Annotated in this window: 21 protein-coding genes; 4 read left to right on the forward strand and 17 right to left on the reverse strand. The window is 74.2% G+C overall.

Features of this window, described 5'->3' with window-relative positions; genetic code table 11:
• Positions 1-61: 61 nt before the first annotated feature.
• The 10 genes from FHS37_RS23515 to infC all read right to left on the reverse strand — a co-directional run bounded on the left by FHS37_RS23515 (position 62) and on the right by infC (position 11349).
• Positions 62-607 carry an NUDIX hydrolase gene (locus FHS37_RS23515; protein ID WP_184824494.1) on the reverse strand — a complete coding sequence of 182 codons (546 nt, stop codon included), beginning with the start codon at positions 605-607 and terminating at the stop codon, positions 62-64.
• 144 nt (positions 608-751) lie between these two features.
• On the reverse strand, positions 752-2092 hold the full coding sequence (locus FHS37_RS23520; RefSeq protein WP_184824496.1) for an NsdA family TPR-like regulatory protein: 1341 nt from the start codon (positions 2090-2092) through the stop codon (positions 752-754).
• A gap of 277 nt (positions 2093-2369) precedes the next feature.
• Positions 2370-3419 carry a PP2C family protein-serine/threonine phosphatase gene (locus FHS37_RS23525; protein ID WP_229889768.1) on the reverse strand — a complete coding sequence of 350 codons (1050 nt, stop codon included), beginning with the start codon at positions 3417-3419 and terminating at the stop codon, positions 2370-2372.
• A gap of 379 nt (positions 3420-3798) precedes the next feature.
• Complete coding sequence (gene pheT, locus FHS37_RS23530) at positions 3799-6351, reverse strand: phenylalanine--tRNA ligase subunit beta (protein WP_184824500.1); 2553 nt, start codon at positions 6349-6351, stop codon at positions 3799-3801.
• Positions 6351-7472, reverse strand: coding sequence for a phenylalanine--tRNA ligase subunit alpha (gene pheS, locus FHS37_RS23535; protein ID WP_184824502.1), 1122 nt, complete (start codon positions 7470-7472; stop codon positions 6351-6353). Before pheS ends, pheT begins: the two co-directional genes overlap by 1 nt.
• Positions 7473-7610: 138 nt before the next feature.
• Entirely contained in the window at positions 7611-8771 is a 1161-nt protein-coding gene (locus tag FHS37_RS23540; RefSeq protein ID WP_184824504.1) for a sensor histidine kinase, read from the reverse strand.
• Positions 8772-8861: 90 nt separating this feature from the next.
• Positions 8862-9722 (reverse strand): TrmH family RNA methyltransferase, encoded by an 861-nt coding sequence (locus FHS37_RS23545; protein ID WP_184824505.1) that lies wholly within the window; start codon positions 9720-9722, stop codon positions 8862-8864.
• A 195-nt stretch (positions 9723-9917) separates the two neighbouring features.
• Entirely contained in the window at positions 9918-10301 is a 384-nt protein-coding gene (rplT, locus tag FHS37_RS23550; protein WP_004933571.1) for a 50S ribosomal protein L20, read from the reverse strand.
• A 98-nt stretch (positions 10302-10399) separates the two neighbouring features.
• Positions 10400-10594, reverse strand: coding sequence for a 50S ribosomal protein L35 (gene rpmI, locus FHS37_RS23555; RefSeq protein WP_003977225.1), 195 nt, complete (start codon positions 10592-10594; stop codon positions 10400-10402).
• A 110-nt stretch (positions 10595-10704) separates the two neighbouring features.
• Positions 10705-11349 (reverse strand): translation initiation factor IF-3, encoded by a 645-nt coding sequence (gene infC, locus FHS37_RS23560; protein ID WP_184824866.1) that lies wholly within the window; start codon positions 11347-11349, stop codon positions 10705-10707.
• Positions 11350-11747: 398 nt separating this feature from the next.
• Between infC and FHS37_RS23565 the strand changes: the two genes are divergently transcribed.
• Entirely contained in the window at positions 11748-12125 is a 378-nt protein-coding gene (locus FHS37_RS23565) for a DUF1844 domain-containing protein (protein ID WP_184824507.1), read from the forward strand.
• A gap of 38 nt (positions 12126-12163) precedes the next feature.
• On the opposite strand, the gene FHS37_RS23570 is transcribed toward FHS37_RS23565, so the two are convergent.
• The 3 genes from FHS37_RS23570 to FHS37_RS23580 all read right to left on the reverse strand — a co-directional run bounded on the left by FHS37_RS23570 (position 12164) and on the right by FHS37_RS23580 (position 14965).
• Complete coding sequence (locus tag FHS37_RS23570) at positions 12164-12895, reverse strand: SseB family protein (RefSeq protein ID WP_184824509.1); 732 nt, start codon at positions 12893-12895, stop codon at positions 12164-12166.
• A gap of 76 nt (positions 12896-12971) precedes the next feature.
• A complete protein-coding gene (gene mycP / locus FHS37_RS23575; RefSeq protein ID WP_184824511.1) occupies positions 12972-14156 on the reverse strand; it encodes a type VII secretion-associated serine protease mycosin in 1185 nt (394 codons plus the stop codon).
• Positions 14153-14965, reverse strand: a complete 813-nt coding sequence (locus tag FHS37_RS23580) for a hypothetical protein (RefSeq protein WP_184824513.1) — start codon at positions 14963-14965, stop codon at positions 14153-14155. Before FHS37_RS23580 ends, mycP begins: the two co-directional genes overlap by 4 nt.
• A 1435-nt stretch (positions 14966-16400) precedes the next feature.
• On the opposite strand from FHS37_RS23580, the gene FHS37_RS23585 reads away from it, so the two are divergent.
• Positions 16401-17603 carry an amino acid deaminase/aldolase gene (locus tag FHS37_RS23585; protein WP_184824515.1) on the forward strand — a complete coding sequence of 401 codons (1203 nt, stop codon included), beginning with the start codon at positions 16401-16403 and terminating at the stop codon, positions 17601-17603.
• A gap of 4 nt (positions 17604-17607) precedes the next feature.
• Here FHS37_RS23585 and FHS37_RS23590 read toward each other — a convergent pair whose 3' ends face one another.
• The 4 genes from FHS37_RS23590 to FHS37_RS23605 are packed head-to-tail and all read right to left on the reverse strand — an operon-like array spanning position 17608 to position 22100.
• Positions 17608-18522 carry a DUF2510 domain-containing protein gene (locus tag FHS37_RS23590; protein WP_184824868.1) on the reverse strand — a complete coding sequence of 305 codons (915 nt, stop codon included), beginning with the start codon at positions 18520-18522 and terminating at the stop codon, positions 17608-17610.
• Between the two features lie 27 nt (positions 18523-18549).
• Positions 18550-19332 (reverse strand): 3-oxoacyl-ACP reductase, encoded by a 783-nt coding sequence (locus FHS37_RS23595; RefSeq protein ID WP_184824517.1) that lies wholly within the window; start codon positions 19330-19332, stop codon positions 18550-18552.
• A gap of 6 nt (positions 19333-19338) precedes the next feature.
• Positions 19339-20721, reverse strand: a complete 1383-nt coding sequence (locus tag FHS37_RS23600; RefSeq protein ID WP_184824519.1) for an aldehyde dehydrogenase family protein — start codon at positions 20719-20721, stop codon at positions 19339-19341.
• A gap of 8 nt (positions 20722-20729) precedes the next feature.
• A complete protein-coding gene (locus FHS37_RS23605) occupies positions 20730-22100 on the reverse strand; it encodes a glutamine synthetase family protein (RefSeq protein WP_184824521.1) in 1371 nt (456 codons plus the stop codon).
• Between the two features lie 85 nt (positions 22101-22185).
• Between FHS37_RS23605 and FHS37_RS23610 the strand changes: the two genes are divergently transcribed.
• Together FHS37_RS23610 and eat are read left to right on the forward strand one after the other, a co-directional pair.
• Complete coding sequence (locus FHS37_RS23610) at positions 22186-22920, forward strand: FadR/GntR family transcriptional regulator (protein ID WP_184824523.1); 735 nt, start codon at positions 22186-22188, stop codon at positions 22918-22920.
• A 169-nt stretch (positions 22921-23089) separates the two neighbouring features.
• The gene (gene eat, locus FHS37_RS23615) at positions 23090-24535 is read left to right on the forward strand and encodes an ethanolamine permease (RefSeq protein WP_184824524.1); all 1446 of its coding nucleotides are present in this window, start codon (positions 23090-23092) and stop codon (positions 24533-24535) included.
• The last annotated feature ends 21 nt before the right edge of the window (positions 24536-24556 follow it).

The following is a 24556-nucleotide window of genomic DNA, read 5'->3' on the forward strand; positions in this document are numbered from 1 at the left end:
GGGCGCCCGGGCCGGCGCCCGTCCCCCAGGACCACAGTGCCGTGCCCACCCCGGGCAGGCGTCAGGGCATGGTGTCCTGCCCGAGCCGGAGGTGGTGCAGCAGGAGCAACGCGGCCGCCATGCCGGCGCCCGGGACCTCGCCGCGGGCGACCAGGTCGGGGACCAGCTTGAGGGGCACCCACTCCCGGCGGTCCGACTCGAAGTCGTCCACGGGGTGGCCGACGTACTCGCCCCCGTCGGCCCAGTAGACGTGGTGCCGGGCGTCGGTGAGGCCGTTGGACGGCTCCACGCTCATGAGGTGGCGCAGGGGCCCCGGCCGCCAGCCGGTCTCCTCCTCCAGTTCCCTGGCGGCCGCCCCGGCGACGTCCTCGCCGTCCTCGACCACGCCCGCCGCGAGTTCCCACCCCCAGCTGTCGGTGATGAAGCGGTGGCGCCAGAGCAGGAGGACCTCGTTGGCCTCGTTCACCACCGTGGCCGCGGCGACGGGCCGCAGCCGTATGAGGAAGTGGTCGAGATGCCGGCCGCCCGGCAGTTCGACATCCGCGAGATTGACGCTGAACCAGCGGTTCGCATACACGGTTTGTTCGTTCTGCTTCGTCCACTGCACGGTTCTGCCACCTTCCGACGGGTCAGGGGCAATATCGCAGCAGAACGCGGCCCGCAGCAGGCGCACGGGAGGCCGCCCGTGGCGCAGCGGAAGGCGCGGGGGAGGCGCGTGCCGGGCGCGGCGTCCCCCCGGGCTGCGGCTGTCCTACAGCGGCACCCGCAGCGCCCCGTCGATGAGTTCGGCCGCCTCGGCCGTGCCGGCGCAGCCGCTGCGCACGAGGTGCTCGCGCACCGCCCGCAGCCTGTCGCGCAGCCGCTGCGACTCCATGCCGCGGGCCTGTTCGGCCATCCGCACCGCGATGGCCACCGCGCTGTCGGCGTTGCCCTGACGCAGTTCGATGGTGCTCAGCATGGCCAGCCGGTGCACCCGGCCCCGGTCGTGCGCGGGAGTGTCCACGGCCGCCGCGGCGTGCTCGCCGGCCGCCGTCAGCTCACCGAGGCTCAGCAGCGCCTCCGCCACCTGGACGTTGACCAGACCGGGCTGGACGTAGCCGGTCTCGTCGGGTTCGTGTCCGCGCCGGATGCGCTCGGCCGCCTGCTCGGCCCGCCGGATGCAGGACAGTGCGCTCGCGCCGTCGCCGAGGTGCGCATAGGCCTTGGCCTGCATCGCGTAGAGGTCGGAGGCGAGCGCCGGGGTGATGTGCCTGCCGGCCGCGCGCAGCGCAGCCTCCGCGAACGCGACGGCCTGCCGGTACTCCCGCAGGTACAGCGACTGGTTGACCAGCAGCGCTATCACGTACGCGCCGAGTCCCCGGTCCCCGCTGGCCTTCGCGAGCCGCAGCGCCTGGTGGAAGTAGCGCTGGGCGAGGCCGTGCGCGTCGGAGTCGTACGCGCAGATCCCGGCGATCGCCACCAGCCCGCCGGTGGCCCGGTGCAGTTGCCGGCCGGTGGCGTCGGTGTACCGGCCGCGCAGCAGCGGGGCGGCCTCGGCGTTGAGGAAGCCGACGATGCGGGCACGCGTCGCGATGCCGCCGGCCTTGCGGTACATCTGTTCGTAATGGGTGCGGGCGGCGCGCAGCATGTCGAGGTCGCCCTGGGTGACCCGGTGCCGGCCGCCGCGGGAGACGTCCACGTCCTCGGGCGGGTTCTCCCACTCCCACACGGGCATCACGGCGGGCGTACCGGTGACCGCGGGCGCGCCGAGGACGTGCGGGCGCTGCTGCTGGTCGGAGCGCCACAGCGCGGTGGCCCGCTCGACGAACCCGGAGAGCGAGCCGGTGTGCGCGGCGGACGGCTCCCCGGGCACGCCGAGCCCGATGTCGTCGAGGGTGACCGGGCGGTGCAGCCGGGCGGCGAGCACCTCGCAGATCAGGTCGGGCACCTGGCCCCGGGGCCGCTGCCCCTTCAGCCATCGGGCGACGGCCGTGTGCTCGTACCTCAGCGACAGTCCGCGCGCCCGTCCGGCCTGGTTGACGTGCGCGGCCAGACCCGCGTGCGAGATTCCGGCCTCGTCCAGGATCGCGTCGAGCAGAGTGTTGGGCTGCATTCGGGCCCCCGGGGGATCGGTGCCGTCAGAGTAGTGGCTGCCCGTTCACACGGGGTGTGAACGGAGTGCTCGAACCCGCAGGGTGCGCGCACTGTCGCGGAGGGTTTCCGGCCGGTTGACTGGATTGCCTCGAAAGAGGCCGACCGGGCCGTCGGCTCCCCCTCGTACAGTGCGGCGGCCCGTTTCCGCGCCGTCCGCCCAGCTGCCTGCCCGACATTCCGTGGCGGGGCGGACGGCGTACGGCCCCGCCGGTCGCCCCGGTGACGAGGTCGCGCGGTCACGCCGGGAACTGCAGGTGGTCGGTCGGGTGCAGGTCCGCCGCGGCCGATCGCGCGGGTCCCCGCGCCTCGGCGGGGGCGGGTCGGGGCGGACGCTCGTTCCCGAGGGCCAGCAGGGCCACGTCGTCCTCGGGCGGCCCGGCCGTGTGGTGCAGGAGTGCCTCGAGGACCGTGCGCAGCACGGCCCCGGGGGTGGGCGGGTGCTCGCGTGCGGCCTCGGTGAGGACGTCGCGCAGGGGGAAGAACCGGCCGTCGGCGTCCCGTGCCTCCTCGGCTCCGTCCGTGTGCAGGACGAGTGCGTCGCCGGGCAGCAGGTGCCCGCAGGGAACGACGGGGAGTTCGGGCGGCAGCGGGAACGGGCCGAGGGGCGGGAGCGGATCGGCGCGGGCGAGCGGATCGGCGCGGGCGCCGCTCAGCAGGTGCGGCCAGGGGTGCCCGCAGTTCAGGGCCCGCACCTCCCCGTCCGGGAGGATCTCCAGCACCAGCACGGTGACGAACTCCTCGGCGACCGGGCAGTCCGCGGCGGCGTCCCCGGGAGCGTGTCCGTCACCGGCCCGCTCCCTCAGGTGCCGGGCCACCGCCCGCTCCAGCCGACGCAGCACTCCGGCCAGTTCGGCCTCGTCGTGCGCGGCCTCGCGGAAGCTGCCGAGGACGGCGGCGACGGTCCCGACGGCGCCGATCCCGTGCCCGCGGACGTCACCGATGACGACCCGTACGCCGTGCTCGGTGGCGACGACCTCGTACAGGTCGCCGCCGATCCGGGCGCCCTGGTCGGCCGACAGGTGGACGGCCGCGACGGCCAGTCCGTCGACACGCGGGGGCGGCGGCCGCAGCAGCGCGCTCTGCACGGCCTCGGCGACCCGGCGGGTCCGCCACAGTTCGCGCAGCAGCCCGCGCCGGACGTGCAGCACCAGTCCGGTGCAGAGCGCACACAGCACGGCACTGCTGATGAGACGCGCGCTGAGGGCGTCGTCCCGGGCGAGCGGACAGGTCAGCCGGTAGGCGACCGCGGTGGCGCCCAGGGTCGTGGGCAGTGCGAGGTCGAGCACCCGGCGCCGCGGACGCCCCCCGCCCCGCCGGACGGCGGCACGGTGGTCGGCCGTGCGGGCCCGGAACGGAAGACGGAAGGGCGCGGGAGCCCGTGATGCGGACCGGGGCGGCACCCTGCGGGGGGTCCCAGCCTTGAAGCGGATCATGCCGATGGCCCCCCATATAGGCCCTGACAGCGCGGACCGGCCCAAAAAGGCCGGTCCGATTCTGTCGACCGCATGACCCGATCCGGGCGTATCACCCGAAATTGTCACCCGAACGAGTGAGGTGACCGGCGGTACGGGGACGTGCGGGGCGTGCGCCGTCAGAGGGACGCGTGGGGCCGCGCGACCGGCGACGGCACATGCGTGCCCGCCGCTCGGCACGGCCCCACGGTGACTAGCTCCGCAGGACGGCCCCGGTGCGCTCGCCCGCGAGGGCGACCGCCGACTCCCGGGCCGCCGACGCCTCGTCGACGGTCAGCGTCCGGTCGCCCGCACGGAACCGCAGCGCGTACGCCAGCGACTTGCGGCCCTCCCCCAGCTGCTCGGCGTTCTCGTAGACGTCGAACAGGCGGATGGACTCCAGCAGTTCACCGGCGCCCTCGCGCAGCGCGTCCTCCACGTCCGCGGCGGGCACGAACGCGTCGACGACCAGCGCGACGTCCTGCGTGGCGACCGGGAAGGTGGAGATGCCCGGCGCCTGCGGGGTGTCGTCGCCGACCTGCTCCAGGGCGTCCAGGTCCAGCTCCATCGCGCAGGTGCGCGCGGGCAGGCCCAGGGTCTTCAGGACGCCCGGGTGCAGCTCGCCGGCGTGGCCGACGACCTGCTCGGTGCCGTCGACGGTGATCGCCAGCTCGGCGCAGCGGCCCGGGTGCCACGGTCCGTACTGGCCCTTGCGGACGACGAGTTCGGCACCGGCCTCGCGGGCGACGGTCCGGGCGGCCTCGACCGCGTCGGCCCAGTCGGCCGGACGGCCCTTGCCCCACCAGCCGGCCTGCTCACGGGCCCCGGCGAGCACCACGGCGACGTGCCGCGGCTGGTCCGGCAGCGCGGCGTCCAGCCCGGCGAGCTCCTCGTCGGTGGGCCGCCGGTCGACGGGCAGCTGCGCGGCGGTCTTCCCCCCGTCACGCAACGGGGTCTCCCCTGCTCGAGCGGAGCCGAGAGCCCGGGGAAGGAAGACCAGACCCGTCTCGAACAGCGCGAGGTCGTGGCTGCCGCGTCCGTCGTTGCGGCGCAGCGCGCCGAGCAGGCCCGGCAGCAGCGAGGTGCGCAGGGCCGGCTCCTCGTCGCTGAGCGGGTTGGTCAGCTTCACCACGCGGCGGGCCGGGTCGGCGGCGTCCAGGGCGAGCTGGTCGAAGACCTGCTCGCTGACGAACGGGTAGTTCGGCGCCTCGACGTATCCGGCACCGGCCAGGGCCCGGCCGATCCTGCGGTGCAGCCGCTGCCGCCCGGTCAGGCCGCGCCCGGCGGGCGGCCTGGGCAGCGTGGAGGGCAGGTTCTCGTAGCCCTCCAGGCGGATGACCTCCTCCGCCAGGTCGTTCGGGTCGGTGAGGTCGGGCCGCCAGGACGGCACGGTGACGATCAGCTCGTCCTGCCCGTAGACGTCGCAGCCGACCTCCTGGAGACGGCGTACGACGGTCTCCCGGCCGTAGGCGACGCCCGCGACCTTGTCCGGGTGGTCCGCCGGGACGGTGATGGTGCGCGGCGCGGTCGGGGCGATGACCTCGGTGACACCGGCCTCGGCGGTGCCGCCGGCGAGCAGCACCAGCAGGTCCACGGTGCGCTGCGCGGCAGCGGCGGCGGCCTGCGGGTCGACGCCGCGCTCGAAGCGCCGGGACGCCTCGGAGGACAGCTTGTGCCGGCGGGCGGTGCGCGCGATCGAGACCGCGTCGAAGTGCGCGGCCTCGATGACCACGTCGGTCGACGCGTTCTCGCTGTCGTCGTGGTCGGCGATCTCCGTGTTGGCGCCGCCCATGACGCCGGCGAGGCCGATCGGGCCGCGCTCGTCGGTGATGACCAGGTCCTCCGGGTCGAGCGTCCGCTTGACTCCGTCGAGGGTGGTGAGCGTCTCGCCCGGCTCGGCCCGGCGCACGCCGATGGTGCCCTGGACCAGGTTGCGGTCGTAGGCGTGCAGCGGCTGGCCGAGCTCCATCATCACGTAGTTGGTGACGTCGACGGCCAGCGAGATCGGGCGCATGCCGACCTTCTGCAGCCGGCGCTTCAGCCAGATCGGGGAGCGCGCCTCGGGGCTGAGGCCGGTCACCGTGCGGGCGGTGAAGCGGTCGCAGCCGGTGGGGTCGGAGACCTGCACCGGGTAGCCGAAGGCGTTCGGGCCGGGCACGTCGAGCAGGGCCGGGTCGCGCAGCGGCAGGCCGTAGGCGGTGGCGGTCTCGCGGGCGACGCCGCGCATCGACAGGCAGTAGCCCCGGTCCGGGGTGACGGCGATGTCGAGGACCTCGTCGACCAGCTCGAGCAGTTCGACGGCGTCCTTGCCGACCTCCGTCTCCGGCGGCAGCACGATGATGCCCTTGGAGCCGTCGTCGCCCATGTCCAGCTCGTCGCTGGAGCAGATCATGCCGCGCGACATCCGGCCGTACGTCTTGCGCTCGGCGATCTGGAAGTCACCGGGCAGCACGGCGCCGGGAAGGGCCACGACGACCTTGTCGCCGACGGCGAAGTTGCGGGCACCGCAGACGATCTCCTGCGGCTCGCCGGTGCCGTTGGCCCGGCCGACGTCCACGGTGCAGAAGCGGATCGGCTTCTTGAAGCCCTCCAGCTCCTCGATGGTCGCGACCCGGCCCACCACCAGCGGGCCCTTGAGGTCGGCGCCGAGGTGGTCGACGGTCTCGACCTCGAGGCCGGCCGAAATGAGCTTGGCCTGGACGTCCCGGCCGGTCTCCGTCGCCGGCAGGTCGACGTACTCCCGCAGCCAAGAAAGCGGGACCCGCATCAGATCTCCATCCCGAACGGCCGGGTGAACCGGACGTCACCCTCGACCATGTCTCGCATGTCCTCGACGTTGTGGCGGAACATCAGCATCCGCTCGATGCCGAACCCGAAGGCGAAGCCGCTGTACTTCTCCGGGTCGACGCCGCAGGCGGTGAGCACCCGCGGGTTGACCATGCCGCAGCCGCCGAGCTCGATCCAGCCCTCGGACGAGCAGGTGCGGCAGGACCGGTCGGGGTTGCCGACGGACTCGCCCTTGCAGACGTAGCAGAGCATGTCCATCTCGGCGCTGGGCTCGGTGAAGGGGAAGAAGTTCGGCCGCAGCCGGGTCTTCATGCCCTCGCCGAACAGCGACTGCACCATGTGGTCCAGCGTGCCCTTGAGGTCCGCCATGGTCAGGCCCTCGTCGACGGCGAGCAGCTCGACCTGGTGGAAGACGGGGGTGTGGGTCGCGTCCAGCTCGTCGGTGCGGTAGACGCGGCCGGGGCAGATCACGTAGACCGGCAGCTCGCGCTCCAGCAGGGAGCGGATCTGCACGGGCGAGGTGTGGGTGCGCAGCACGACGCCGGACTCGGTGCCGCCCTTCGGGCCCTGCACGAAGAAGGTGTCGTGCTCACCGCGGGCCGGGTGGTCCGGGCCGATGTTGAGGGCGTCGAAGTTGAACCACTCGGCCTCGACCTCGGGGCCCTCGGCGACCTCGTAGCCCATGGCCACGAAGATGTCCTCGATGCGCTCCGACAGGGTGGTCAGCGGGTGGCGGGCGCCGGCCGGCACGCGGTCGTAGGGCAGCGTGACGTCCACCGCCTCCTCGACCAGCACGCGGGCGTCCCGCTCCGCCTCGAGCTCGGCCTGGCGGGCGGCGAGGCCCTTGTTCACGGCACCGCGCGCCTGGCCCACGCGCTTGCCGGCGTCGGCCTTGGCGTGCGGGGGCAGGGCGCCGATCTCGCGGTTGGCGAGGGCCAGCGGGGAGGTGGGGCCGGTGTGGGCGACCTTGGCCTCGTGGAGCGCGTCGAGGGAGTCCGCGGCGGCGAAGGCGGCGAGCGCCTCGTCCCGCATGCGCTCGATCTCTTCCGGTTTCAACGCCTCGACCTCGACAGGGTCGTACGACTTATTGGGTGCCGACATCTCTTCCCGTGCTTCCGAATTGGCTGGCTGATGGTCCCCGTCACCGACTCGTGGACGGCTCGTCACGGTTTTCGGGACACAAAGGTGCCAAAGGCCGAGTCTAACGGGGCTGGGGTACGCGGATGCGCCCGTGGTTCGTCAGGCGAGATACGCCGGTGCCCCCACGGGCAACGTAAATCGGAACTGAGCGCCGCCCTCGGGGGCGCGGCCGACCGTGATGGTGCCGCCGTGGGCCTCGACGATGCCCTTGACGATGTACAGCCCGAGGCCCGTCCCGCCGCGCTTGCTGCCCCGCCAGAAGCGGGTGAAGACGCGGTTCATGGACTCCTCCGGGATGCCGGGCCCTTCGTCGCTCACGGTGACCGACGTGGCTGCGTGCTCGGCGCCGCCTTGTTCGCGGTGGTCCCGTTCACGCGGGGACGCCGAGGGCGTGATGTCGATGGTGACGGTTCCCTCGCCGTGGCGCACCGCATTTTCCAGCAGGTTGCCGAGCACCTGGTCGATCTTGTCCGGGTCGGCCCACAGGTCGGGCAGCGGGTGCTGGACCCGCAGCAGGAACCGTTCGGCCGGCTGTCCGGCGGCGACGTACGCCTGGATGTGCCGTCCGACGGCGGCGCCGATGTCGACGGGCTGGCGCCGCACCTCCAGGCGCCCGGAGTCGATGCGCGATATGTCGAGCAGCTCGGCGATGAGCCGGGTGACCCGGTCGGCGTCGGCGTCGACGGTCTCCAGCATCAGCCGCTTCTGGTCGTCGGTGAACCGTTCCCACTTGGCGAGCAGGGTGGCGGTGAAGCCCTTGACGGAGGTGAGCGGGGAGCGCAGTTCGTGCGCGACGGTGGCGATCAGCTCGGCGTGGCTGCGCTCGGTGCGGCGCCGGGCCTCGGTGTCGCGCAGGGTGACGACGAGGCGGCGTACCGGTCCGGTGGGCCGGGTGCGGACGTAGCGCGCCGAGACGAGGACCTCGCGTCCGCCGGGCAGCAGCAGGTTGCGCTCGGGCTGGCCCACCCGGATGGCGAGGCCGCCGTAGGGGTCGGTGAGCTGCCACCAGCGGCGGCCCTCCAGGTCCTCTAACGGCAGGGCCGCCTCGAGCCGTCGGCCGAGGGCCTGTTCGGCGGGGACGGCCGTGATGCGGACGGCCGCCGCGTTGAAGCAGATCACCTTCCCGTGCTCGTCGGCGACGACGAGTCCGTCGGGCAGCTGGTCGGGGTCGATGCCGAGCTCGGCCAGATCACCGGGCCGGGGCGCGGGCGGGCGTGCCGTCCGTCGTGTTCCCGGTGCGCTGCTCGTGCCGACGCTCATCCCCGTATCCCACCTCTCGGACCTTCCTCGGGGCGCCCCGTGCTCGGGCCCGGCCGAGAGCTGGGGAGGGTCCCCGGGCTGGTCACCCTACTAGTTCCCGGTGACGGAGCGGCACCCTCCGGCGGCGCGCTGTGCACGCGCCGACGCGTAGAGACATACGGCGGCGGCGGTGGCCAGGTTCAGGCTCTCCGCCTTTCCGTGGATCGGGACGCGCACGACGGCGTCGGTGAGCGCGCGGGTCTCCTCGGGCAGCCCCCAGGCCTCGTTGCCGAACACCCACGCGGTCGGTCCGCCCATGGTGCCCTTGTCGAGCTCGTCGTCGAGGTCGCGGTCGCCGGCGCCGTCGGCGGCGAGCACCCGCACGCCCGCGTCCCGGAGTCCGGCCACGGCCCGCTCGACGGGGACGCCGACCGCGACGGGCAGGTGGAACAGGGAGCCGACGGAGGCGCGGACGGCCTTGGGGTTGTACAGGTCGACGGAGGCGTCGGTGAGGACGACCGCCTCGGCTCCGGCGGCGTCGGCGCACCGCAGCACGGTGCCGGCGTTCCCGGGGTCGCGTACGTGCGCGAGGACGGCGACGAGCCTGGGCCGGGCGGCGAGGACCCGCTCGAAGGGGGTGTCCAGGAAACGGCAGACCCCGACGAGTCCCTGCGGGGTGACGGTGGTGGAGATGTCGGCGATGACCTGCTCGGAGGCGAGGTGGACGCGGGCGCCGGCGCTCCGGGCCGCACCGATGATGTCGGCGTACCGCTCGGCGGCCTCGACGGTGGCGAACAGCTCGACGAGCGTGGGGGTGGTCCCCTCCCGGTGCGCGGCGGCCTCCCGCACGGCCTGCGGCCCCTCGGCGAGGAACAGCCGCTCCTTCCCCCGGAAGTTCCGCTTGGCCAGCCGCCGCGCGGCGGACACGCGGGGGGAACGGGGGGAGATCAGCTCGGGGCTGACGGGGGGCATCTGGTTCTTCACCTTCTGGAGATCGCAAGCACGCAGCACGTTCCGGGCAACGGCACAGCGGTTCCCCGGGGGCGCGGGGAACCGCGCGACCGGCCACGACGCGCCCGCAGCCGATCGACGGACCGCAACAGCAGGACCCGCAAGCGTTCAAGCCTGCGGGTCCTTCAGTCGCGTCGGCCTAGAGCCGACGCAGCGTCACGCGGCCTTGGGCGCGTTCACGTCCGCCGGCAGCGCCTTCTGCGCGACCTCGACGAGCGCGGCGAAGGCGGTGGCGTCGTTGACGGCCAGCTCGGCCAGGATCTTGCGGTCGACCTCGACGTTCGCGGCCTTCAGACCCTGGATGAAGCGGTTGTAGGTGATGCCGTTGGCGCGGGCGGCTGCGTTGATGCGCTGGATCCACAACTGGCGGAAGTCGCCCTTGCGCTTCTTGCGGTCGTTGTAGTTGTAGACCAGCGAGTGGGTGACCTGCTCCTTGGCCTTGCGGTACAGGCGCGAACGCTGACCGCGGTAGCCGGAGGCCTGCTCGAGGATCGCCCGGCGCTTCTTGTGGGCGTTGACTGCCCGCTTGACGCGTGCCACTTCTTAACTCCTTGTAGCGGGGCCGCGGTGGTGCTCACACGGCCCGAATTCGATTGGGTCCCGGTCTGACGTACGTACGGCGCTCGCGCGCCGGGGCGTCACTTGCCGAGAAGCTTCTTGATCTTCGCGGCGTCGCCCGGGGCCATCTCGGCGTTGCCGGTGAGGCGACGCGTCACGCGGGACGACTTGTGCTCGAGCAGGTGGCGCTTGCCGGCGCGCTCGCGGAGCACCTTGCCGGAGCCGGTGATCTTGAAGCGCTTGCTGGCACCGCTGTGCGACTTGTTCTTCGGCATAGCGCCGTTCTCTCCTCGTCGGTGGCGCTCCGGTGCCCGGTCACGAAAACCGGGCACGGTGGAGCGTCGTACTTGTTTCGGTTGCTTCCTGGGGCTCGCGCCCCGGGGAGTCACGCCTCGGCAGGCTCCTCGGCGGCCGCCTGGGCCTCGGTGTCCGCGGGGTTCTGCGAGCGGCCGGGGTTGGCCTTCGCCTCCGCCTTGCGGGCCTCCTGCGCCTGGCGGGCCTCGGCCATCGCCTCGGTCTTCTTCTTGTGCGGACCGAGGACCATGATCATGTTGCGGCCGTCCTGCTTCGGGTTCGACTCGACGAACCCGAGGTCCTGGACGTCCTCCGCGAGCCGCTGCAGCAGCCGGTAGCCCAGTTCGGGCCGGGACTGCTCGCGACCACGGAACATGATCGTGATCTTGACCTTGTCGCCCTGCTTGAGGAACCGGACGACGTGACCCTTCTTGGTGTCGTAGTCGTGCGGGTCGATCTTCGGCCGGAGCTTCATCTCCTTGATGACCGTGTGCGCCTGGTTCTTGCGCGCCTCACGGGCCTTCATGGCCGACTCGTACTTGAACTTCCCGTAGTCCATGAGCTTGCACACGGGCGGACGGGCGTTCGCCGCGACCTCGACCAGGTCCAGGTCGTACTCCTGCGCAAGCTCCAGTGCCTTCGCGAGCGGCACGATGCCGACCTGCTCGCCACTGGGACCGACAAGTCGCACCTCGGGAACGCGAATCCGGTCGTTGATGCGGGGCTCGGCGCTGATGGATCCTCCTCGGTAGCACCACGCGACGGTCTGGCGGACAGCCGCGTAACGTCTGTGTTCGTTAGACCTAACCGCGCCGAAGCAGCAAAAATGCCCCGGACGATCACAGGCGGGGCTCCTCGAACTACCGGAGCACCGCCGCGAGGGCCGCGGGGCGCGCTTTCGGGCGGATCGCCGTCACGGGGGACGGGACCGCCTGACCGGTGACCCGCCGCCCTGAGGGCGGTCAGGTGGGAGTTCGAAAGCCTCCACTTGTGGGCCGGGCTCGCGAGCCGTGAGGCATACGGGTCCGACCGGTCGTTACACAAGGTTAGCAGCTCCCGAGGGGGTGCGCTAACCGTCCGTCCCGCGCCTCCTGCCGTCAAGGGGACACGCGCGGTGCGCCTATCGTGTGGGGCATGAGTGACACCTCCGCCTCGGACACCCCCGAGACCCCCGGCAGCCCCGACTTCGACGCCATGGCCCGCGACATCGCCGAGGTCCCGGCGGTCGAGGTGATCGTGACGGTCGCCGTCAACCTGATGAGTGCCGCCGCCGTGAAGCTCGGTCTGACCGAGGAGGGCGACCAGCACAAGGACCTGGACGAGGCCCGCAAGCTGGTGCACGCGCTGGCCGGTCTGCTGGACGCCTCCGCGACCGAGATCAGCTCGTTCCACGCGGCACCGCTGCGCGACGGCCTGAAGTCGCTCCAGCTGGCCTTCCGCGAGGCCTCGCTGGTCCCGGACGAGCCGGGTCAGGGCCCGGGCGAGAAGTACACGGGGCCGGTCTACGGCTAGGGCTTCGGGGACGTGCGTGCGTCAGGGGCGCGCGTGCGTCAGGGACGGACGTACAAGGGCTCGCCCGGAGGCGTCGCCCCGGCCGGCAGGACTGCCAGGTCGAGGCCGCGCACCAGGCGGGCCCTCAGCGTCTCGTCGGCGGCCAGCCGCCGGGCCACGGCGCGGGCGGCCTCGGCGGCGGACACGGCGGGGTCGAGGACGAGGGCGAGGGTGCCGTCGGCCCGTCCCGGCCCGAGGTGGGCGCGCAGCACGGCGGGCTCCGCGGCCACGGCGGCCCGTACGGCCTCGACGACGGCCGGGTCGGCGAGCGGGTCGGTGCTCGTGCGCCCCTCGGCGAGCGCGAGCAGCGCGGGACCGGTCAGCTCGAAGGGCACGGGCCCCGCCATGTCCAGGACCACCGTGTCCGCCTTCTCGTGCGCGGCGGCCTGCAGGGCCTGGTGCAGGGGTACGGCGACGGGGCGGGCCGCCGGGTCCCAGCGGGCGAGCGAGTCGGTGGAGGTGAAGGCCGGCAGGGCGGTGCGGGGGCCCGCCTTGAGGGTGGGGACGGCCATGTCGCTGGTCTTCTCGCGGCGCAGCCCGTTCTCGTCCTCCTCGACCTCGCCGAGGACGGCCACCACCGGGACGAGCAGCCGGGCGCCCTTGAGCGCCTCGAGGACGGGGCCGACGGCTCCGCGGTCCTCGGCCCAGGCGGCGAGCGCCGCGCTCAGCCGGGGATCGGCGGAGCCGTCGTCGTCGCGGAAGCCGGGGTCGGGGATGTTCTTGTTCGCCACGGTCACCGACCTTATCGGCCACCCGCGGCCCGCCCGGACCCGGGCGGGCCGCTCGGGCCCGGGCCGTCGTGGCCCGCTAGGAGTCCTCGTCCGGCGTGCGCCGCCCCCGCCACAGGACCACCGCCGCGACCAGCAGGACGCCGCCGGCGCCGCCCGCGAGGGGGGCCGCCCAGGAGGCGGTGCCGTCGTCGGACGCGGCGGCCTCCGGGCCGGGGCCGAAGTACTTCTCGCCGTAGGACGCCGGCTTCAGGCCCTCGGGCTTCAGGCGGGCCGCGGCCTCGAGGGCGGCGGCCGGGTCGACGAAGCCGAAGCCGCGGGAGTCGTCGCGGCCGTCGGCGGGGGCGTTGCGGGCGGTGTCCTCCAGGAGCCGCTTGATCTGGGCCGGGGTCAGGTCCGGGTGGGCCGACCTGACCAGGGCGACGGCGCCGGAGACGAACGCGGCGGCGGCGCTGGTGCCCCAGCCCTTGTAGTACTTGCGGTCGGGGTCGGCGATGATCACGTCCACCCCGGGGGCGCTGACCGTGGCGTACCAGCGACGGGTGGAGAACGGGGCGCGGGTGCCGTAGCGGTCCACGGCGGTGGCGGTGATGACGCCCGGGTAGGCGGCCGGGTAGGAGACGCGGTCGCCCTTCTCGCCGCCGTTGCCGGCGGAGGCCACGACCACCACGCCCTTGCGCAGGGCGTACTGGATGGCCTCGTCCTCGCCGCGTTCGGGGTGCGCGGAGGCGGAGTCGTCGCCGAGGGAGAGGTTGATGACGTCGGCGCCGTGGTCGGCGGCCCAGCGGATGCCCTCGGCGAGGGCGTTGCCGCGGGTGCTGCGGGCCTTGGCGCGGGACGGGTCGCGGTCCTCCAGGATCACTCGGACGGGGAGGATCTCGGCCTCGGGCGCGATGCCCATGACGCCGTCGGCGTTTCCGGGACCGTGTCCGTGGCCGGCGATGATCCCGGCCATGTTGGTGCCGTGGCGGGCCCAGGCGGGGTCGCCGGGTTCGGCGCCGAAACCGACGAGGTCCGTGCCGGGGAGGACGTTCCCCTCGAGGTCGGGGTGGTCGGCGTCGACGCCGGTGTCCAGGACGGCGACGACGACGCCCTCGCCCTTGGTGGTCCGCCAGGCCTCCTCGGTGTGCATGGCCTCCAGGGCCCACTGCCGGGCGCGGATGCCGTCGGCGTGCGCGGCGGTGGCGGGCAGGAGGGCGAGGGAGGCGGCGAGCAGGACGCCGAGGGCCGCGGCGGGACGCCGCCGGCCGGTGACCGGCCTCATGAGGGTCGCTCCGTGGCGGTGCCGGCGTGCCCGCGCACGCCGCGCTCGACCCGGTCGGCCAGGCCCTGCGCCTCGTGACCGAGGCCGGCCTGCGCGGGGGCGGTGGTGACGCCGGACTCCATGGCCTCCTCGGCGGGCTGCGGGGTGTCGACGGTGCGGCCGTCGGCCCAGCCGGAGACGGCGTAGACGACGACGGGGGCGTCCGTGAGGACGGAGATCGTCCAGGAGGCACGCTGCCGGGCGCCGAATCCGGCGGCGGCCGTGTCCTTCGCGGCGTACGGCAGGGGCATCAGATCGGTACGGCGGTCCAGGCGTTCCCTGTCGAAACGGCGGGCGAGGGAGGCCATGCCGGCGGCGTCGGCCTCGGTGAACAGCAGGCCGACGGTGGTGACGTGGCTCTGGGTGGCGTCGGTGTAGGTGGCGCGCAGCAGGCGTGCGCAGCCGACGGGGGCGAGGACCTTGCGCAGCAGGGGGTCGAAGGCGCCCGCGCAGCCGCTGTCGGGGGCCACGGCGATGCGGGTCCAGGTCCGGTCGGCGCCGCCGGGGCCCGCGCCCTTGCCCGGCACGGTGGGCGGGAACAGCTGGTCGACCCGGACGTTGTGCCACAGGTCCCCGGCGGCGGCGAAGTCGCCGCGGGTCCCGGAGCCGTCGGAGTCCCCGACGAGCCAGCTCCCGGTGGCGGCACCGCCGATGAGGCCCGCCCCGAGGACGAGGCAGACGGCGGCGGCGACGGCCTGGGGGCGGCCGCGCCGTCCGAGCGGACGCGGCCGTGCGTCCCCGTCGTATCCCTCCGGTTCCCCGAACGACACGGCCGGCCGCCCGGTCCCGTGGGGACCGGGCGGGGCCGTGGGGGCACTCCACGAGAGGGCGGGGTCGGGGGCGCCGGGGCCCGGCGCGGACGGGTGGTCCGGGGCGGGGGGCCGGCCCGGACCCGGCCGGTCGCCCGGCGTGCGCGGCCGGGGCAGCCGGTCGGCCGGCCCGGGGGCCGGGCTCGCCGGGTCCGCGGGGATCGGGCGCAGGCGGGTGGTCTTCTCCGACGGAGTCTCCGGGGGCGTGATCGTGCGGCCCCCGGCGGGGCGGTGACCGGACGGCCGCGGCACGGCGGTGGAGCCGTCCGGACGGGAGGTGCCCGCGGGCCGCACTCCCCGGCCGGCGGTCGGCGGCGCGTCCGGGAAGCGGGCGGAGGCACGCGGGGGCGGTGGCGCCATGGGGTCCGTGCCGGCCGGCACGGCGGCCCCGAGGTCCGGGAAGCGGGGCCGGACCGGCGAGGAGGCGGGGGTGGCGGAGGAAGCGGGGGTGACCGTCCCGCTCCGCGCCGCGTCCCCGGACCCCGCGGCACGCCGGGGTCCGGCCGTGGCGCCGGAAGGGGACGTCCGGCCGGGACCGGCCGGACCGGCGGGGCCGGTCGTCCCGGCGTCCGCGTCCCCGCCGTCCCGGGCAGGCTCCCGCGCGTCGAACGCGCCGGTCCCCTCCGTGGTCCGCACCGGGGGCGGGGCTCCGTCCGAAGTCGCTCCCGGGGGCACGGCGCCCCTCGGTGCTCCGCGCCCGGGCCCGTCCCCGTCCGACGTCCCGTCCTCACGTCCGGCCGGGGGCCGGCCGGCGTTCCCGGACCGGCCGGAGACCGCGTTCGCGGGCCCGCCCTCGAACCCGGCCGGGAACCGGTCCGGGGCCCCGGACCGGTCGGAGGCGCCGTGCGGGGCCCCGGACCCGTACGGGGTCCGGCCCGTCGGCTCGTGGTCGTCCGGCGAGCCGTCCCGGGCAGCGGTGTCCGCGGCCGGTCCCTCCGCGGAGGTCGTGCGGGACGTCTCCCGTGGGACGGAGCGCCGGCGGTCCGGATCCGCCGTGCCGTCCTGCGCCGTCCGCGGCGGGTGCACCGGATGCGGAGGCGTGGCCGGGCGCGGAGGCGTGGCCGGGGGCGCGGACGGGGGCGTCGTGGGACGCGGGGGGTGGGAGGCGCGCCGCGCTTCCGTGCTCATGCACCCCCCGTTCCCTCGTGTCCGGGCCGTTCCTCGTGTGCGGGCCGGCGTTCTCCTGCCCGGGGCCCGGCGCGGACGCGTCCCGGGCACAGATACCCGCACCGGCGGCGCGTCATCCCGGTCCGGACCTCCGGCCGGCGCCGTTCCGCCGTGCGTGCGCGTCACTCTACGGCGTGCCCCCGCTCGGACGGGAACCAGTCCGCGGGGCCGCGGCATCTGCCCGGAACATCCCCTACCCTGCGGTAATCCCGTCTGGCAGGCTGCGCTCATGACTGCGCGCGCCTCCGACCGGGCCCGTTACGACCAGGCCACCGCCCACCTCGACGCCCCCCTGGCGATCGTGGACCTGGACGCCTTCGACGCCAACGCGGACGACCTGGTCCGCCGGGCCGGCGGGAAGCCGGTCCGGGTGGCCAGCAAGTCCGTGCGCTGCCGCGCGCTGCTCGAACGGGTCCTGGCCCGTGACGGTTTCGCGGGCATCATGTCGTTCACCCTCGCCGAGTCCCTGTGGCTGGCCCGCTCCGGTTTCGACGACGTCCTGCTGGCCTACCCCTCGGCCGACCGCGCCGGGTACGCCGAGCTCACCGCCGATCCCAAGCTCGCCGCCGCCGTCACGGTCATGGTCGACGACCCGGCGCAGCTGGACCTGATCGACGCCTCGCGCGCCGGTGGCGGCGAAGTCGTGCGGGTCTGCCTGGAGTTGGACACCTCCCTGAAGCTGCTGGGCGGGCGGGTGCGGATCGGTGCCCGGCGGTCCCCGCTGCACTCCCCCGGCGAGATCGCCGACGTGGCGCGTGCGGTGGCCCGGCGGCCGGGGTTCAGGATCGTGGGGATCATGGCGTACGAGGGCCACGTCGCCGGGGTCGGCGACGCGGTGGCCGGGCGTCCGCTGCGGTCCCGTGCGGTGCGGCTGATGCAGGCCGCCGCCCGGCGCGAACTCGCCGAACGGCGCGCGGCGGTGGTGCGGGCGGTACGGGCGGTGGTACCGGACCTGGAGTTCGTCAACGGCGGTGGCACGGGCAGTGTGCAGCACACCGCCGCGGAGGACGCGGTGACCGAGGTCGCGGCCGGGTCGGGGCTGTACGTACCGCGGCTGTTCGACAACTACACGTCGTTCACGGGGCGTCCGGCGGCCCTCTTCGCCCAGCCCGTCGTACGGCGGCCGGGCGTGGGGGTGGTGACGGTGCTCGGCGGGGGGTATCCGGCCTCCGGCGCGCCGGGCGCGGACCGGCTGCCGGTGCCGTACCTGCCCGAGGGCCTGCGCTACGACCCGCAGGAGGGGGCCGGCGAGGTGCAGACGCCGTTGCTGGGCTCGCCCGCCGACGATCTGCTGATCGGCGACAAGGTGTGGTTCCGGCACGCCAAGGCGGGTGAGCTGTGCGAGCGGTTCGACGCGCTGCACCTGATCGGGGGCGGGGCCGTGACGGCGACGGTGCCGACGTACCGCGGCGAGGGCCGCACGTTCCTGTGACCGCTCAGTCCGTCGGGCCGATGCTGCTGCCGACGCCGCCGCCGGAGTCGGCGTCGGTGACGGAGCGGATGCCCTCGGTGATCCGGTCCATGTCGGCCAGGGGCGGTCCGTCCTCGCCGGCGTCGAAGACGTACCGGACGAGGACGGGCGACCCGGTGCCGACGCTGGACGGGAAGACCAGCGACTGCACGTAGCCGCCGGGGCCCTCGGCGGTCGTCACGCGCCAGCGCACGAGGTACCCGGCGCGCCCCGCCACCGCGACCGGTCCGGACTTGACGACCTCGTGGGACTCGAGGCCGCCGTAGGGGCGGCGGCCGACGGCGTCCTCGTGGAAGGCCTCGTCGGCCGCCTCGGGGATGTCCTCCTTGGCGAGCAGTTCGGGCGAGGTCTCGTCGGACGCGGTCACCGTGCGGGAGACGACCAGGCCGTGGCGGCAGACGGAGCCTTCGCCGGGGCAGTCGTAGGTGCCGTCGGTGGTCATGACGACGTCGTCCTCGGCGACGTTCTCCGGGCGGACCCAGCCGTCGGGGAGCGGGAAGGTGATGCCGTTGAGTGGGTCCTCGACCACGGCCGGGGCCCCGGCCGGGGACTCGGAGGGGGAGGTGGACGGCGACGGGGGCGAGGTCCGCGGTGCGGGGGGCGGGGCGGTCGCCGTCGGGCCGGTCCTCGTCCCCGGGTCGCCGTCGTCCCCGCCGAGGAACACCGCTCCGGTGACGACCGCGGCGACGAGCACGGCCCCGGCGGTGGTGAGGGCCACCGCCTTGGCCCGGCCGCCGCCGGTGCCGCCCTCCCCGGGCGGCGGCAGCGGTCCCGCGGCGGCCTCGGGGGCGCGCCGGTGCTCGGTCCAGGCCGTGCCGTCCCACCAGCGTTCCAGGTGCGGGGCGTGCGGGTCGCGGTACCAGCCGGGCGGAGGCGTCATGCTCATTCCGGCACTGTAGGGCGAGCGCTACAGCGGTGTGACGTACGCGCCCGAGATTCCGCCGTCCACCAGGAAGTCGGTGGCGTTGACGAAGGAGGAGTCGTCGCTGGCCAGGAAGGCGACGGCGGCGGCGATCTCCTCGGCCTCGGCGAACCGGCCGAGCGGGATGTGGACCAGGCGGCGGGCCGCGCGCTCGGGGTCCTTGGCGAACAGCTCCCGCAGCAAAGGGGTGTTGACCGGTCCGGGGCACAGCGCGTTGACGCGGATGCCCTCCCGCGCGAACTGCACGCCGAGCTCGCGGGACAGCGCGAGGACGCCGCCCTTGGAGGCGGTGTACGAGATCTGGCTGGTGGCCGCCCCCATCCGGGCCACGAAGGACGCGGTGTTGATGACGGAGCCCTTGCCCTGGCGCCGCATGTAGGGGATGGCGGCCTTGCAGCACAGGTAGACGGAGGTGAGGTTGACCTCCTGGACGCGCTTCCAGGCCTCCAGTCCCGTCTCCAGGATGGAGTCGTCGTCGGGCGGCGAGATACCGGCGTTGTTGAAGGCGATGTCGACGCTGCCGTAGGTGTCGTGGGCCGCCTCGAACAGCGCCTCGACCTGCTCGGGGACGGTGACGTCGACGTGGACGAAGATCCCGCCGGTCTCCTCGGCGGCCGCCTTGCCGCGTGCCTCGTCGACGTCGCCGCAGACGACGCGGGCGCCCTCGGAGGCGAGCCGGCGGGCGGCGGCGAGGCCGATGCCGCTGCCGGCCCCGGTGACGACGGCGGTCCGGCCGACCAGGCGGCGGCAGATGTTCTCTTCGCTCATGAGCGGTCAGGCCTCCGTGCTGATGAAGACGTTCTTGGTCTCGGTGAAGGCGGCCAGGGCGTCCGGGCCGAGTTCGCGCCCGACGCCGGACTGCTTGAAGCCGCCGAAGGGCGTCCAGTAGCGGACGCTCGCATGGGAGTTGACGGACAGGTTGCCCGCCCGGACGGCCCGGGATACGCGCAGGGCGCGGCCGACGTCCCGGGTCCAGATCGAGCCGGACAGGCCGTAGTCGGTGGCGTCGGCCAGGCGTACGGCGTCGGCCTCGTCGTCGAAGGGGAGGACGACGGCGACGGGGCCGAAGACCTCCTCGACGGCCACGCGCGCGTGCGGTCCGACGCCGGTGAGGACGGTGGGCGGGAACCAGTAGCCGGGGCCCTCGGGCGCCTTGCCGCGGATGCCGTCGAGGTCGTCGGGGACGTAGGAGCGGACGCGGTCCAGCTGGTGCCTGGAGATCAGCGGGCCCATCTGGACGTGCTCGTCGGCCGGGTCGCCGACCCGGACGGACTCGATCGCGGGGGCGAGGAGGTCGAGGAAGCGGTCGTGGACGTCGCGCTGGACGAGGATGCGGGTGCGGGCGCAGCAGTCCTGTCCGGCGTTGTCGAGGAAGGACATGGGGGCGGCGGCCGCCGCGGCCTCCAGGTCGGCGTCGGCGAAGACGATGTTGGGGCTCTTGCCGCCGAGTTCGAGGGTGACGCGTTTGAGGTGCGCCGCGCCCTTGGCCCACACCCGTCTGCCCACCGGTGTGGACCCCGTGAACACGATCTTGGCCACGCCGGGGTGCTCGACGAGCGCGTCGCCGGTGACGGGGCCATGTCCGGGGAGCACCTGGAACAGACCCTCGGGGAGCCCTGCCGCGAGGGCGAGTTCGGCCAGGCGCAGGGCGGTGAGAGGGGTGGTCTCGGCGGGTTTGAGGAGCACCGCGTTGCCGGCGGCGAGCGCGGGTGCGGTGCCCCAGGCGGCGATGGGCATCGGGAAGTTCCAGGGGGCGATGACGCCGACGACGCCGAGCGGTTCGAGGAAGGTGACGTCCACGCCGCCCGGGACCGGGATCTGGCGTCCGGTCAGGCGTTCCACTCCCCCGGCCGCGTAGTCGAGCAGGTCGCGGACGTTGCCCGCCTCCCAGCGGGCGTTGCCGAGGGTGTGGCCGGCCTCGCGGACCTCCAGGCGGGCCAGTTCCTCGGTGTGGTCGTCGACGGCGGCGGCGAAGCGGCGCAGCAGCCGGGCCCGGTCGCCGGGCGCGAGGGCGGCCCAGGCGGTCTGCGCGCGGGCGGCGCGCTTCACGGCGGCGTCGACGTCGGCGGGGGTCGCGGCCGGGACGGTGGCGATCACCTCCTCGGTCGCCGGGTTGCGTACCAGCAGCTCGGGTGACTCGGGTGATTCGGGTGACACGTCGGGCCTCACATGCGTTCGAAGGAGCGGCGCAGCTCCCAGTCGGTGACCGCGGCGTCGAAGGCGTCGGTCTCGACGCGCGCCATGTTGCGGTAGTGCGCGACGACCTCGTCGCCGAAGGCGGCCCGGGCGATCGCGCTGTTCTCCCACAGTTCGGCGGCCTCGCGCAGGGTGGTGGGGACGTGCTCGTGACCGGCGGTGTAGGCGTTGCCGGAGCAGGGTTCGGGCAGCTCCAGCTTCTGCTCGACGCCGTGCAGCCCGGCCGCGACCATCCCGGCCACGGCGAGGTACGGGTTGACGTCGCCGCCGGGGAGCCGGTTCTCGAAGCGCAGGGAGCGGCCGTGGCCGACCACGCGCAGGGCGCAGGTGCGGTTGTCGCGGCCCCAGGCGACGGCGGTCGGGGCGAAGGAGCCCGGCTGGAACCGCTTGTAGGAGTTGATGTGCGGCGCGTACAGCAGGGCGAACTCGCGGAGCGCCACGAGCTGCCCGGCGAGGAAGTGGCGCATGACCCCGGACATGGCGTCCGGTTCCCCGGCGGGGTCCGGCATGGCGGTGGCGCCGTCGGCGTGCGCGAGGGAGAGGTGGATGTGGCAGGAGTTGCCCTCGCGCTCGTTGTACTTGGCCATGAAGGTGATCGACACGCCCTCCTGGGCGGCGATCTCCTTGGCCCCGGTCTTGTAGACGGCGTGCTGGTCGCAGGTGACCAGGGCCTCGTCGTAGCGGAAGGCGATCTCGTGCTGGCCCGGGTTGCACTCGCCCTTGGCGGACTCGACGGTGAGCCCGGCGCCGGCCATCTCGTTGCGGATGCGGCGCAGCAGTGGCTCGATCCGCCCCGTGCCGAGGACCGAGTAGTCGACGTTGTACCGGTTGGCCGGGGTGAGGCCGCGGTAGCCCGCGTCCCAGGCCTGCTCGTAGGTGTCCTCGAAGACGATGAACTCCAGCTCGGTGCCGACCTGGGCGGTGTAGCCGAGCGCGGCGAGGCGGTCCAGCTGGCGGCGCAGGATCTGCCGGGGGGCGGCGGCCACCGGGGAGCCGTCGGCCCAGGCGAGGTCGGCGACGGCCAGGGCGGTGCCCTCGTTCCAGGGCACGCGGCGCAGGGTGGCGAGGTCGGGGTACATGGCGAAGTCGCCGTAGCCGGTCTCCCAGGAGGACATCGCGTAGCCGTCGACGGTGTTCATGTCGGCGTCGACGGCGAGCAGGTAGTCGCACCCCTCGGTGCCGTGCCGGAGGACCTCGTCGAGGAAGAAGCGCGCGGCGAACCGCTTGCCCTGGAGCCGCCCCTGCATGTCGGGGAAGGCCAGGACGACGGTGTCGATCTCACCGCCCGCGACGAGGGCGTGCAGCTCCTCGACACCGAGCGGGGGTGTGCGGTCTGCCACGGGAGAGCCTCCTCGGGCTTCTTCGGCCTGCCGGGAGCCATAAGGTATTGCCGAGGACCATTGCTTGGGAAGGGGGCACGGCCACATGCCGGAGGAAGGGACGGGCGCGGTCGGGGACCGCCTCGCGCCGGTGCTGCGGCCGGTCCGCGCGGGCAACGGCTTCGAGGAGGCGCTGGAGCAGATCCTCCAGGTGGTGCGGCTGGGCCTGGTGGCGGGCGGGGAGCGGCTGCCGGCCGAGCGGGAGCTGTCGGAACGGCTGGGCATCAGCCGGGTGACGCTGCGCGAGGTGCTCAAGGTGCTCCAGGAGCAGGGGCTGGTGGAGTCCCGGCGCGGCCGGTACGGCGGCACGTTCGTGCTGCCCCGGCCGACGGACGCGGGCGAGGAGGAGCTGCGGCGGCGGATCGCCGGGGTCGACATCGAGGACGTGCTGCGCTTCCGCGAGGTGCTGGAGGTGGGGGCGGCGGGCCTGTGCGCGGCGCACGGCCTGACGGACGGGCGGGCGGCGCGGCTGCGCGAGGCGCTGGCCGGCACCCGGGACGCCCCGCTGGCCGACTACCGGCGCCTGGACACGCTGTTCCACCTCACGCTGGCCGAGCTGTGCGGCTCGCCGACGCTGGCCGCCCAGTACGCGGCGGTACGGGCGACGGTGAACGACCTGCTGGACTGCATCCCGCTCCTGGTGCGCAACCTGGAGCACTCCCAGCGGCAGCACGCCGCGCTGGTCGAGGCGGTGCTGGAGGGCGACGCGGACGGGGCGCGGGAGGTGATGCGCGAGCACTGCGCGGGGACGGCGGCGCTGCTGCGGGGGTTCCTGACGTGAGGGCGTGAGGACCTGAGGGCGTGACGCGCCTCGGGCCGGGGCAGGATTCACCGCGGCTCGACGCACGGGTCTTGCGCCGGCGCCGTCCACCCCACGAAGGTATGGGCCCACAAAGGTCTGGATCCGCCCCATTGCCCCTCATCGCCTCAGCCCTCTGGGGAGTCGCCCCGTGAGCCTTCCATCCGCGTCCCGTGAGACCGCCGGTGCGGCGGACGACTACCTCGAGCGCAGGAAGCTGCGCCGCGGCAGCGCCGGCTGGCTGCTGCTGACCGGTCTCGGCGTCGCCTACGTCGTGTCCGGCGACTACTCGGGCTGGAACTTCGGCCTGGCCGAGGGCGGCTTCGGCGGCCTGGCGATCGCCATGGTGCTGATGGGCACCATGTACGCCTGCATGGTGTTCGCCCTCGCCGAGCTGTCCTCGATCCTGCCCACGGCCGGCGGCGGGTACGGCTTCGCACGCCGGGCGCTCGGCCCCTGGGGCGGGTTCCTCACCGGCACCGCGATCCTCATCGAGTACGTCCTCGCGCCCGCCGCGATCTCCATCTTCATCGGTGACTACGTCGAGTCCCTGGGCCTGTTCGGCCTGGAGTCCGGCTGGCCGGTCTACCTGGCCTGCTTCGTGGTCTTCATCGGCATCCACCTCTGGGGCGTGGGCGAGGCGCTGCGCTTCAGCTTCGTCGTCACCGGCATCGCGGTGGCCGCGCTGGTCGTCTTCGCCCTGGGGGCGCTGCCCGAGTTCGACGCCTCCTCGCTCGACGACATCCCGGTGGACTCCTCGGCCCTCGGCGCGAGCTCCTGGCTGCCGATGGGGCTGCTCGGCATCTGGGCGGCGTTCCCGTTCGGCATGTGGTTCTTCCTGGGCGTGGAGGGCGTGCCGCTGGCCGCCGAGGAGACCAGGGAGCCGGCCCGGACGCTGCCGAGGGCGATCCGCTGGTCGATGGGCATCCTGGTGGTGCTGGCCGTGGTCACCTTCGTCGCGGCGTCCGGGGCGCGGGGTTCGGCCGCGGTCCAGGACGCGGGCAACCCGCTGGTGGAGGCGCTCCAGCCGGACGGCGAGGCGACGGCGCTGAGCCGGATCGTGAACTACGCGGGTCTGGCGGGGCTGGTCGCCTCCTTCTTCTCGCTCATCTACGCCGGTTCGCGCCAGCTGTTCGCGCTCTCCCGCGCCGGTTACCTGCCGAGGTTCCTGTCCCTCACCAGCAGCCGCAGGGCGCCCTACCTCGGACTGCTGGTGCCCGGGGCGATCGGCTTCGCCCTGGCCGCCGGGACGGGCAACGGCGCGCGCATGCTGAACGTGGCCGTCTTCGGCGCGACGATCTCGTACGCGCTGATGTCCCTCTCGCACATCGTGCTGCGCCGCCGCGAGCCGGAACTGCCCCGGCCGTACCGCACGCCGGGCGGGGTGCTCACCTCGTCGGTCGCGCTGGTGCTGGCCTGCGCGGCGCTGGTGGCGACGTTCCTGGTGGACGTGACGGCCGCGTTCATCGCCCTGGCGGTGTACATCGTGGCCGTGGCGTACTTCGGTCTGTACAGCCGCAGGCACCTGGTGGCGAAGGCGCCGGAGGAGGAGTTCGCGGCCCTGGCGGCGGCCGAGGCGGAGTTGTCCCGGGACTGAGTCGTCCCGGGACCGGCACGG

Source organism: Streptomyces griseomycini, assembly GCF_014203535.1.
Classification (GTDB): domain Bacteria; phylum Actinomycetota; class Actinomycetes; order Streptomycetales; family Streptomycetaceae; genus Streptomyces; species Streptomyces griseomycini.

Excerpts from the sequence above, each read along its gene's own strand:
- FHS37_RS23590 (WP_184824868.1), bottom strand. The coding sequence starts at position 18,522 with ATGACGCCTCCGCCCGGCTGGTACCGCGACCCGCACGCCCCGCACCTG.
- FHS37_RS23540 (WP_184824504.1), bottom strand. The coding sequence starts at position 8,771 with ATGAGCGTCGGCACGAGCAGCGCACCGGGAACACGACGGACGGCACGC.
- FHS37_RS23595 (WP_184824517.1), bottom strand. The coding sequence starts at position 19,332 with ATGAGCGAAGAGAACATCTGCCGCCGCCTGGTCGGCCGGACCGCCGTC.
- rpmI (WP_003977225.1), bottom strand. The coding sequence starts at position 10,594 with ATGCCGAAGAACAAGTCGCACAGCGGTGCCAGCAAGCGCTTCAAGATC.
- FHS37_RS23545 (WP_184824505.1), bottom strand. The coding sequence starts at position 9,722 with ATGCCCCCCGTCAGCCCCGAGCTGATCTCCCCCCGTTCCCCCCGCGTG.
- pheS (WP_184824502.1), bottom strand. The coding sequence starts at position 7,472 with ATGTCGGCACCCAATAAGTCGTACGACCCTGTCGAGGTCGAGGCGTTG.
- pheT (WP_184824500.1), bottom strand. The coding sequence starts at position 6,351 with ATGCGGGTCCCGCTTTCTTGGCTGCGGGAGTACGTCGACCTGCCGGCG.
- FHS37_RS23520 (WP_184824496.1), bottom strand. The coding sequence starts at position 2,092 with ATGCAGCCCAACACTCTGCTCGACGCGATCCTGGACGAGGCCGGAATC.
- FHS37_RS23585 (WP_184824515.1), top strand. The coding sequence starts at position 16,401 with ATGACTGCGCGCGCCTCCGACCGGGCCCGTTACGACCAGGCCACCGCC.
- mycP (WP_184824511.1), bottom strand. The coding sequence starts at position 14,156 with ATGAGGCCGGTCACCGGCCGGCGGCGTCCCGCCGCGGCCCTCGGCGTC.
- FHS37_RS23565 (WP_184824507.1), top strand. The coding sequence starts at position 11,748 with ATGAGTGACACCTCCGCCTCGGACACCCCCGAGACCCCCGGCAGCCCC.
- FHS37_RS23610 (WP_184824523.1), top strand. The coding sequence starts at position 22,186 with ATGCCGGAGGAAGGGACGGGCGCGGTCGGGGACCGCCTCGCGCCGGTG.